This is a genomic window from Pseudohaliea rubra DSM 19751 (assembly GCF_000764025.1).
In the GTDB taxonomy this organism is placed as follows: Bacteria; Pseudomonadota; Gammaproteobacteria; order Pseudomonadales; family Halieaceae; genus Pseudohaliea; species Pseudohaliea rubra.
Window position 1 is genome coordinate 57,523 of the sequence record NZ_KN234757.1, and the last position, 10,173, is coordinate 67,695.

Here is a 10,173-nt window from a genome sequence, read left to right on the forward strand (position 1 = left end):
TTCCAGACTGTTTACCGGGACCCGACTCATGGCAACCACGACGCAGCGAACGGCCATTACGATAGTGACTCGCGACGGCACTGTCGACCGGCAGAACCGCGCCAGCCGGCAGCTCCTTGGCGACTGCAGCGGGCAGCGCTGTTGTGATGCCATGGCCTCGCTGCACGGCAGCGGCGGGCTGCCCTGCCATGCCGATTGCGCCCCGCAGCTGCTGGCTGCAGGCCTTGAGCGGACGGCCGCCGCCAGCTTCCGCCGGGGGGGCCGGCAGCATCTGCTCACCTGTGTGCCCACGGATGACCGGGTGGTCTGCTCCCTCACGGCGAGCGGTACAGTCCAGCCGGCGGCCTGGCAGGCGCTGACCCGGCGCGAGCTTTCGGTGCTGGAACTCCTTGCCGAGGGTGAAACGGCCAGCAGCGCTGCCGTACGCCTTGGGCTCAGCACGTCCACGGTGCGCACGCACGTGGAAAAGCTCCGCCTCAAGCTCGGTGCCAGTACCCAGGCAGCCGTGGTGGCCCGCGGCTACCAGCTCGGCTATCTCACCTAGCCTCACCCTGCCGGAAAGTTCCCCCCGCCGGCGGGGAAAAATACCGCCGGCACCTCCGCCAATCGGCCGATGGCAATGGGCCGGCCCGCCGCTAGGGTGGCCTCAGCCTGGCGGGGCGCCCCGGCGGCCGGCCGCAGATACCGAGAGAGGCAAGCATGAGCAGCGAACAGACGCCGGCGCAGGCAACGGCGCCAAAGCCCAAGGTTTTTATTCACGTTAATCACAAGCAGATCCTCGGCGCTATTGTCGGAAAGTACTCGCTGGAGAAGCACTCGGCACACGCCGACCGGTTTGCCGTGGAGTTCATCGAAGTGCGCAACCAGCCCTTCCTGCACGCCAAGGAGGGTGAGCTGTATCTGCGCCACGGTGACAAGCGCAGCTGGCTGAACGATGACCTGCAGTCTTTCACGCCGCTGCGCTTCATGCCGCCGGAGCTCATGGGCTACCAGGGGCGTGCGGTGGTGATCGACCCGGACGTGTTTGCCGTGGGCGACGTGTGGGAGCTGCTCTCCCGGGACATGGACGGCATGGCGCTTATGTGCCGGCCGAAGTCGGGCAACAAGGGCAAGCACGGCGCGCTGGCTTCCAGCGTGATGCTGCTGGACTGTGCGCAGCTCACGCACTGGCGGGTGGAGGAGCAGTTCAACGAGATGTTCGCCTTCAAGCACGACTACATGGACTGGATCAGCCTCAAGCTCGAGGATCGCAGCCGCATCGGCCTGTTCGAGGACGAGTGGAACGATTTTGACCGCCTGACGCCGCGAACGAAGCTGCTGCACACGACCAAGCGCCGGCACCAGCCCTGGAAGACGGGCCTGCCCATCGACTTCCGCCCGGCGGACAAGTTCCGCCTGTTCCCGCCCAAGCACTGGCTGCGCCGCGCGCGCCGGGCAGTGTTCGGGGACTATGCGCTGGCCGGCACCTACAAGCGCCACCCGGACCCGGCCCAGGAAGCGTTCTTCTTCCGCCTCGTCAGCGAATGCCTGGACGAGGGGATCATCAGCGAGCAGGACGTCCGCCACGAGATGGCCCACAACCACGTGCGCCACGATGCGCTGGAGCTGGTGCGGCAGCAGGCCGCCTGAGCCGCTCTTCCACAACGAGCCCCATGCACGCCAAGAGAGGATACACCGTGACCCTGATCGACCTGTCGGCCCTCGAGGCCTGCGAGCTGCACAACGACCCCTTCGACTACATCGTGGTGCCGGATTTCCTGCCGCCGGAGGCCCTGGCCCGCGTGAACGCGGACTACCCGGCCATCGACACGGCCACCAATCACGATCTCGCCGACCTGCGCTACGGCGCGCAGTTCTCGACGTTTCTCGGTGAGCTTCAGACCAGCGCCTTCCGCCAGGCCCTGGGCGACAAGTTCGGCGTGGACCTGACGCACTGCCCCACTACGATCACCGTGCGCAAGTACTGCGAGCAGAGCGACGGCAACATCCACACGGACCACTGGAGCAAGGTGATCACCGTGCTGGTCTATTTCAATGAAAGCTGGGAGCACGAGGGCGGTCGCCTGCGCATGCTGCGGTCGGAGCACGACCTCGAGGACTACACGGCCGAGGTGAAGCCCCTGGGCGGCCAGCTGCTGGCCTTCCGCCGCACGGATCACTCCTGGCACGGCCACAAACCCTTCGTCGGTGAGCGGCGCATGCTGCAGTACAACTTTCTGTCCTCGAGCAAGCTTGCCCGGGTCAGCCAGAAGGTGAACCGCTTCGGCACCCACTTCGGCAAGCGCGTGCTCGGGATCGGCCAGTGAGCCACGGCGCTCAGACAGAGCACAGAACCCCGGTGCCAGGAGAGACAGCAATGACAGAAACGGCGATGAATGAGACAGCCATAAGCGCGACGACGAGCACCTCAGCCACAGAGGCCGAGCCGAAGCCCTGCGTCTTCATCCACGTGAACCACAAGCAGATCCTCGGCGCGCACGTGGGCGCGAAGTCCCTGCGCTATTTTTCTAAGCACAATGACAAGTTCGACGTGCGCTTTATCGAGACCCGGGACCACCCCTTCCTGCGCGCCCGGGAAGACCAGCCGTTCCTGCGTAACGGCGTCTGGCGCAAGTGGCGCATCAACGATCTGCAGTCGTTCACGCCGCTGCGCTTCATGCCGCCGGAGCTTATGGGCTACCGCGGCCGCGCCGTCGTGATCGACCCGGACGTCTTTGCCGTGGGTGATGTCTGGGATCTGCTCTCCCGCGATATGGGGGGCAAGGCCATCCTCTGCCGGCCGCGCAACAAGAAAAACCCGGACATCAACGGCCCCCTCGCCTCGAGCGTGATGCTCCTGGACTGCGCGAAACTGACCCACTGGCGGGCCGAGGAACAGTTCAGCGAGTTGTTCACCGGCGAGCGCGACTACAAGCAGTGGATCACGTTGATGTACGAAGACCGCGCCACCATCGGCCTGCTCGAGAACAGCTGGAATGATCTGGACGTGCTCAACCGGGAAACGCGCCTGCTGCACACCACCCGGCGCTGGACCCAGCCCTGGAAGGCCGGCCTGCCCATCGACTTCGTGCCGGCAGACAAGTTCGACGCCTTCCCGCCCCTGGGCTGGCTCATGTACCTGCGGCGCAAGCTGTTCGGCGATTACGCCTTTCTGGGCCACTATCGCGCCCATCCGGACAAGAACCAGGAGGATCTGTTCTTCGCGCTGCTGCGCGAGTGTGTGGACGACGGCACCGTGACCGAGGACATGATCCGGCGGGAGATGGACGCCAACCACGTGCGCAAGGATGCGCCGCTGGTGCTGCGCAAGGCGCCGAGGCTCGAGCAGGTGATCGCCTCGCTCCCGGCTGCGGCCTGAGCGGCCGGGCGCCGGGAGCATGGGCCTGTTCCGCACTACCGCCGCCTACGACGAGGCGCTGGCTAACTGGCAGGGCATCGCCGACCGGCCGGCGCCGGCGAACCTCGCGCGCAGGGACGGCATCCGGGTGCTCGAGAACGACCTCCTCGAGCGCTGGCTCACCAGCGCGCACTGGACGCTCCCGGGCCTCTGGGCGCTGCCGCTGACGGCCTTCTGCCTGCACCGCGCGCTGGTAGTGGAAGAGCGCACAGCGGCTGCCGTGGCCGGACTCTTCCTGGCCGGCATGCTGGGCTGGACCTTTGCCGAGTACTGGCTGCACCGCTGGCTGTTCCACCTGCCGCCGGCGAAGAACCGCACGCTGCGGGCGATCCAGTTCGGACTCCACGGCTACCACCACGAGTTCCCGGAGGACCCGCGCCGGCTGGTGGCCCCGCCCATCCTCGCCGTGCCCATCGCCTCCGCGCTGGCCGCCCTGGTCGTCCTGCTCTTCCCCGGGCACTGGCCACCGCTGCTGGCCGGCACCTTCTTCGGCTACCTCTGCTACGACTGGGTGCACTACTTCACGCACCACGGCCGGCCGCGCACGGCGGCGGGTCGCTTCCTGCGGCGCTTTCACAAGACCCACCATTACCGCTGCGCCTGCACCCGCTACGGCCTGAGTTCACCGCTCTGGGACCTCGTTTTCGGCACCGCCGGGGAGCGGCCGCCCGGCGCTGCCGGTGAAACGACCGAAAAGCCTACCGCCGGCCAGCGCTGAGGCGCATACTAGGGCATTGTCTTAACCTGAGGGGAGCGTTCCGTCGTCCCTGATCCTCACGCCCCCCATCACGTGCACAGCGCGTCCGCCCTGCCGGCCCGCTGTCGCAAGCAAAGAGTCCCTGCCGCCGTCAGGGGCTTAATCGGATTTACTGCTCAACATCATCGAAAAAAACCGATGGAAAGTGCAGTTGTGATCGAACTATCCTCAAACTATCTCGTGGCCAGCGTGAAGTCGGCCAAGGGCCAGCGGGCGCAAGCCGCGCAGGCACGGCAGGGGCCGGGTTACGAGAGCGCGCAGGCAGCGCTTGCGTCTGTTTATCTCTCACGCGTTGAAACCGCAGGACATCCATAACCAGGAGGCTACATCCCATGGTACGAAAAACTCTCCCCGCCGCGATCCTCGCGGCCATCATGGCCGCATCAGCGAGCGCGGACATGCACGATGCCGAGAAGGGCATGATGGCCGGCAAGGCGAAGCCGAACAGCTTCTGGTGGCCCGACCAGCTGAACCTCCAGCCGCTCCGTGACCACGCCATCGAGTCCAATCCCTATGGCGATGATTTCGATTACGCCGAGGCCTTCGCTCAGGTCGATTTCGCCGAACTGAAAGCGGACCTCAAGAAGGTCATGACCGAATCTCAGGACTGGTGGCCGGCCGACTGGGGCCACTACGGACCCTTTTTTATCCGCATGTCCTGGCACGCGGCGGGCACCTATCGCACGGCTGACGGCCGCGGCGGCGCCGGCGGCGGTCAGCAGCGCTTTGAGCCGCTGAGCAGTTGGCCGGACAACGCTAATCTCGACAAGGCGCGTCGCCTGCTCTGGCCGGTGAAGCAGAAGTACGGCCGCAATGTATCCTGGGCCGACCTGCTGGTGCTCGCCGGCACCGTCGCCATGGAGGATATGGGCTTCAAGACCTTCGGTTTCGCCGGCGGCAGAGCGGATGACTGGGAGCCGGACATCGTCTACTGGGGCCCGGAAGAAGAGCTGCTCGCCAGCGACCGCCACGATAAGGAGATGAACCTGAAGCCCGGTCTCGGCGCAACGGTCATGGGCCTCATCTATGTAAACCCGGAAGGCCCTGGAGGCAATTCCGACCCGGTCGCAGCCGCCAAGCAGATCCGTCAGAGCTTCGGCCGCATGGCGATGAACGACGAAGAAACAGTGGCTCTGATCGCCGGTGGCCACACCTTCGGCAAGGTCCACGGTGCCGCCAAGGCGTCCGAGTGCCTCGGCCCGGACCCGGCAGCAGCCCCGATTGAGCAACAGGGCCTGGGCTGGAAAAACAGCTGTGGCAAGGGCAACGCAGAAGACACCATTACCAGCGGGTTGGAGGGCGCCTGGACCGCCGCTCCGACCCAGTGGACGATGATGTACCTCAACAATCTGTTCGCCTACGAGTACGAAAAGGTCGAAAGCCCCGGGGGTGCGGTGCAGTGGATCGCCAAAGACGGGGCCACGAAGGACACGGTCGCACCGGTCGCCGAGGGCGCGGAAAAGTCCACGCCGATTATGTTGACCACAGACCTGTCGTTAAAAGAAGACCCGGTCTACCGGGAAATCTCCCGGCGCTTCCTGGATAACCCGGAAGAGTTCGAGCTCGCCTTCGCCAAGGCGTGGTTCAAGCTGACACACCGCGACATGGGCCCCAAGGCCCGCTACGTCGGTGCCGAGGTGCCGGACGCCGATCTCCTGTGGCAAGACCCGCTCCCGGAGGCAGACTACAAGACGATCGACGCGGGCGACGTTGCCAAGCTGAAGAAAGCGATTCTGGCCACGGACCTGTCCAACGCCGAACTCGTGCGCGCAGCCTGGGCCTCCGCCGCCAGCTACCGCAATACGGACATGCGCGGTGGTGCCAACGGCGCGCGCGTCCGCCTTGCGCCGCAGAAGGACTGGCCGGTGAACAATCCGGAAGAGCTGGCGACGGTGCTGGCGACCCTCGAGGAGATCCAGCAGGATTTCAACGGTGGACTTTTCAACAAAAAGGAAGTGTCTCTGGCGGACCTGATCGTCCTCGGTGGCGCGGCAGCGATCGAGCGCGCGGCGGGCGAGGCCGGCCATGACGTCGAGGTGCCGTTCGCACCCGGTCGCGTCGATGCCATGGCCGAGATGACGGACGTCGAGTCCTTCGAACCGCTTGAGCCTTACGCCGATGGCTTCCGCAACTACTACGCGGAAGGCAACATGCTGCCGCCCACGGAGATGCTGGTAGAGCGTGCGGATCTTCTGGGCCTGCGTGTCCCGGAGATGACCGCTCTGCTCGGTGGCATGCGCGCCCTGGGAGCTAATAGCAGCGGCGTCGAGCATGGCATTTTCACCGACCGTCCCGGCACGCTGAGCAATGACTTCTTCGTCAATCTGCTCAGCATGGAGACGAAATGGACGAAGGCGAGCGACCAGGAAGGTCTCTATGAAGGCCACGACCGTAAGAGCGGCGAACTGAAGTGGACCGCAACGCCGGTGGATCTGGTGTTCGGCTCAAACGCAGAGCTGCGAGCCATCGCCGAAGTCTATGCCGCGGCCGATGGCGACGAGAAGTTCCTGCAGGACTTCATCGACGCCTGGGTCAAGGTCATGCAGGCCGACCGCTTTGATCTGAAGCGCAGCTGAGAAAAAGCGCGGCAGCTTGCTGCCGCGCAGCACGCAAGCCCGGGCACCGTGAGGTGGCCGGGCTTTTTTTTGCTTCTTCGCTGGCTTGCGGGCCGGCGAAGGTCGGCAGCCCGCGAGCGGCTGCTTTCACAGCTCTGCCCGGGGGTGCTATCGTGAAGGGACGATAATGACAACTATGCCAACCGCAAGGGGGTCATAGCATGAGTGACTACTTCCTGTACCCGCCGCTCCTCGGTATCGGCGGCCTGCTGGTCGCCTTCTTCATCTATCACCTGCTGCTGCGGCACAACCACGGCGACGGCATCGTCAAGCACATCGGTGACCAGATCCACCTCGGCGCCATGGTCTTCATGCGCAGGGAGTACCAGCTGCTCGCGCTGTTTGCCGGTGCATTGCTGGTGGCTATTCTGGCCTCGCCGCTGTCGGTGAACACGGCCATCGCCTTCACCGTCGGCGCCCTGTCCTCGGCTACCGCGGGTTTTCTCGGCATGTGGGCGGCCACAAAAGCCAACGTACGCACGGCGGTAGCGGCGCAGAACCACGGCCAGGGCCAGGCGCTGGCCATCGCGTTCTATGGCGGCTCCATCATGGGTCTCTGTGTCGCCTCCCTGGGGCTCATCGGCCTCGGCAGCCTGTACTACTATCTCGGCGGCGACCCGCACACGGCCCACGCGATCCACGGCTTCGGCATGGGCGCCTCGGTGGTGGCGCTGTTCTCCCGTGTCGGGGGCGGCATCTTTACCAAGAGCGCCGACGTCGGCGCAGACCTTGTGGGCAAGGTGGAGGCCGGCATCCCGGAAGACGATCCGCGCAACCCGGGGGTGATTGCCGACAACGTCGGTGACAACGTCGGCGACATCGCCGGCATGGGCTCGGACATCTTCGAATCCTACTGCGGCTCGATGATCGCCTGCATCGCTATCGCCTCCACCATGGCAGTCGATGCCGATACCCGGAGCGCGCTCATGTTCCTGCCCCTGGCGCTTGCCAGCATCGGTCTCCTCGCCTCCCTCGCCGGCATTGTGCTGGTACGGGCGCGCGCCAGCGCCGCACCGGAAGCGGCGCTGCGCACGGGGACGATCCTGGCACCGGTGCTGTTCGCCGTGGCCGCCTGGTTCCTGATCGGCGCCATGGGCCTCGGCAGCAACGTCTGGTGGTCCGTCGTCGCCGGCGCCGTGGGCGGCGTGTTCATCGGCCTGATCACCGAGTACTACACCGGCGGCAGCCCCGTCCGCAAAATTGCCGAAGCCGGGGGCACGGGCCCGGCAACGGTGATGATCACCGGCCTTGCTGTCGGCATGCAGTCCGTGGTGCTGCCCGTTCTCTTTCTGGCGGGCATCATCTACGTCTCGACGGCGCTCTCCGGCCTCTACGGCGTGGGGATTTCTGCCGTTGGCATGCTCGCCACCGTCGGCATCACCATGGCGATCGACGCCTACGGCCCGGTGGCGGACAACGCCGGCGGTATCGCCGAGATGGCGGGCATGGGGCCGGAGACGCGCAAGATCACCGACGGCCTCGACGAGGTCGGCAACACCACGGCGGCCATCGGCAAGGGCTTCGCCATCGGTGCCGCGGCGCTAGCGGCCATGGCCATCATCGCCGCCTTTGTCGAGACGGTGACCGTGAACAACCCGGGCTTCGCCCTGGAGCTGTCGGACCCGACGGTGCTCGTGGGCCTGTTTATCGGTGGCACCATCCCCTTTCTCATCGCCGCCATCACCATGACCGCCGTGGGCGACGCCGCCTTCGACATGATCAAGGAGATCCGCCGGCAGTTTCACGAGATTCCTGGGCTCCTCGAGGGCACCGCGGAGCCGGATACGGCGCGCTGCGTGGACATTGCCACCACCGCGGCCCTTCGTCGCATGATCCTTCCCGGTGCCATTGCGGTCGCCGCGCCAGTGGTTATCGGCTTCGGTCTCGGCGCCCAGTCCCTCGGCGGCATGCTCGGCGGCGCCCTCCTCGGCTGCGTGCTCCTCGCCCTGATGATGGCCAACGCCGGGGGCGCCTGGGACAACGCCAAGAAGTACATCGAGAAGGGCAACCTCGGCGGCAAGGGTTCGGATACCCATTCGGCAGCGGTTGTCGGCGATACGGTCGGCGACCCCTTCAAGGACACCTCCGGCCCGTCCATGAACATCCTCATCAACGTCATGGCCATCGTCAGCCTGGTGATCGCGCCGCTCTTGTAGCAGCTGTAGCAGCTGTAGCAGCGGCGTACCGGCCGGGCCGCCGGGGAGGGCGGCACGGCCGTGTTCATCGCGGCGGCGCTTCCGCTATCCTTTATCCCTTGCCTTTCACCCTGTGCCACCGCGGAGTCCGCCTTGCTGACAGCCACCGGTATCACCTACCAGTTCCGCGAAGGCGGCACCGATCACAAGCTCCTTACCGGCATTGATCTCTCCCTCGCAGCCGGTGAATGCGTGGCCCTGCTCGGCGCCTCCGGCTCCGGCAAATCGACACTGCTGAACCTCCTTGGCACCATCGACAGTCCACAGAGCGGCTCCCTCCTGATCGGGGGGCGGGAGATCTCGGCACTCGCCGAGCCCGAGCGCACTCTGTTCCGTCGCCGACACATCGGCTTTGTCTATCAGCGCTTTCTCCTGGTGCCCACGCTGACGGTGGCGGAGAACATCCGCCTGCCCCTGGACCTGCTCGGCGTGCCCCCGACGGAAGCCGGGGAGCGGGTCGCACACTGGCTTGAGGCCGTGGGGCTTGCCCGTCGCGGCGACAGCTTCCCGGACCGGCTCTCCGGCGGCGAACAGCAGCGCGTGGCCATCGCCCGGGCCCTGATTCATGAACCGGACCTGGTGCTCGCCGACGAGCCCACGGGCAGCCTCGATCCCGAAACCGGCGAGCGGGTGCTCGCACTACTTCTCGAACGGGCGCGGCAAGGCCGGGGCGCCCTGCTGCTGGTAACCCACAGCGAGGCCGTGGCGGCGCGCGCCGACCGGGTGCTGCGCCTGGAGCACGGCCGCCTGGTTGCCGAAGGGGGACCGGGTGAGTAACGGCATGAGCAGTCGGCTGCCGCTGGCGGCGAGCCTGCGCTTCTACCGGCAGCACCCCCTGCAGCTGGCCCTGGCCCTGCTGGGTATTGCCCTCGGCGCCGCAGTTATCGTCGCTGTCGCCCTGGCAACGCGCGCCGCAGCGCTGTCCTTCGACCGCTCTCTCGCTACCCTGGCCGGGCCCATGACCCACGAGCTGCGGGCCCGCGAGGGCGCCCTCGACGAGGCCGTCTATCGGCAATTGCGCCTCAGCGCCGACGCCCCCCCGGCGCTGCCACTGCTCCGCGCCCGGCTCATGATCGGAGAACAGCGGGTTGACCTGCTGGGCCTGGACCCACTGGCGCTGCCGCCGGGCGCCGGCGCGCCGGCGGCGCTGACGGCTGACCTGCCACGGCTGCTCACGGAGCCCGGTGCCGTCCTGGTTCCGGCGGCGCT

At 66.5% G+C, this 10,173-nt stretch carries 9 protein-coding genes; all 9 read left to right on the plus strand.

Features of this window, described 5'->3' with window-relative positions; genetic code table 11:
* Positions 1-28 precede the first annotated feature (28 nt).
* Positions 29-544, plus strand: coding sequence for a response regulator transcription factor (locus HRUBRA_RS14670; protein WP_052094485.1), 516 nt, complete (start codon positions 29-31; stop codon positions 542-544).
* A 155-nt stretch (positions 545-699) separates the two neighbouring features.
* Positions 700-1,629, plus strand: coding sequence for a hypothetical protein (locus HRUBRA_RS06890; RefSeq protein ID WP_052094486.1), 930 nt, complete (start codon positions 700-702; stop codon positions 1,627-1,629).
* Between the two features lie 47 nt (positions 1,630-1,676).
* Positions 1,677-2,306 (plus strand): 2OG-Fe(II) oxygenase, encoded by a 630-nt coding sequence (locus HRUBRA_RS06895; protein WP_035515751.1) that lies wholly within the window; start codon positions 1,677-1,679, stop codon positions 2,304-2,306.
* A 50-nt stretch (positions 2,307-2,356) separates the two neighbouring features.
* Positions 2,357-3,358, plus strand: coding sequence for a hypothetical protein (locus HRUBRA_RS06900; RefSeq protein ID WP_201771555.1), 1,002 nt, complete (start codon positions 2,357-2,359; stop codon positions 3,356-3,358).
* A 19-nt stretch (positions 3,359-3,377) separates the two neighbouring features.
* On the plus strand, positions 3,378-4,115 hold the full coding sequence (locus HRUBRA_RS06905) for a sterol desaturase family protein (protein ID WP_052094487.1): 738 nt from the start codon (positions 3,378-3,380) through the stop codon (positions 4,113-4,115).
* 371 nt (positions 4,116-4,486) lie between these two features.
* Positions 4,487-6,730 (plus strand): catalase/peroxidase HPI, encoded by a 2,244-nt coding sequence (gene katG, locus HRUBRA_RS06910; protein WP_035515753.1) that lies wholly within the window; start codon positions 4,487-4,489, stop codon positions 6,728-6,730.
* Between the two features lie 200 nt (positions 6,731-6,930).
* On the plus strand, positions 6,931-8,925 hold the full coding sequence (locus HRUBRA_RS06915) for a sodium-translocating pyrophosphatase (RefSeq protein ID WP_035515756.1): 1,995 nt from the start codon (positions 6,931-6,933) through the stop codon (positions 8,923-8,925).
* Positions 8,926-9,057: 132 nt separating this feature from the next.
* Positions 9,058-9,741 (plus strand): ABC transporter ATP-binding protein, encoded by a 684-nt coding sequence (locus HRUBRA_RS06920; RefSeq protein ID WP_035515758.1) that lies wholly within the window; start codon positions 9,058-9,060, stop codon positions 9,739-9,741.
* 4 nt (positions 9,742-9,745) lie between these two features.
* On the plus strand, positions 9,746-10,173 hold a 428-nt coding region (locus tag HRUBRA_RS06925; RefSeq protein ID WP_035515759.1), incomplete at its 3' end, for a hypothetical protein.

Coding starts and splice junctions, on each gene's coding strand:
- HRUBRA_RS14670 (WP_052094485.1), top strand. CDS start 29: ATGGCAACCACGACGCAGCGAACGGCCATTACGATAGTGACTCGCGAC.
- HRUBRA_RS06890 (WP_052094486.1), top strand. CDS start 700: ATGAGCAGCGAACAGACGCCGGCGCAGGCAACGGCGCCAAAGCCCAAG.
- HRUBRA_RS06900 (WP_201771555.1), top strand. CDS start 2,357: ATGACAGAAACGGCGATGAATGAGACAGCCATAAGCGCGACGACGAGC.
- HRUBRA_RS06905 (WP_052094487.1), top strand. CDS start 3,378: ATGGGCCTGTTCCGCACTACCGCCGCCTACGACGAGGCGCTGGCTAAC.
- katG (WP_035515753.1), top strand. CDS start 4,487: ATGGTACGAAAAACTCTCCCCGCCGCGATCCTCGCGGCCATCATGGCC.
- HRUBRA_RS06915 (WP_035515756.1), top strand. CDS start 6,931: ATGAGTGACTACTTCCTGTACCCGCCGCTCCTCGGTATCGGCGGCCTG.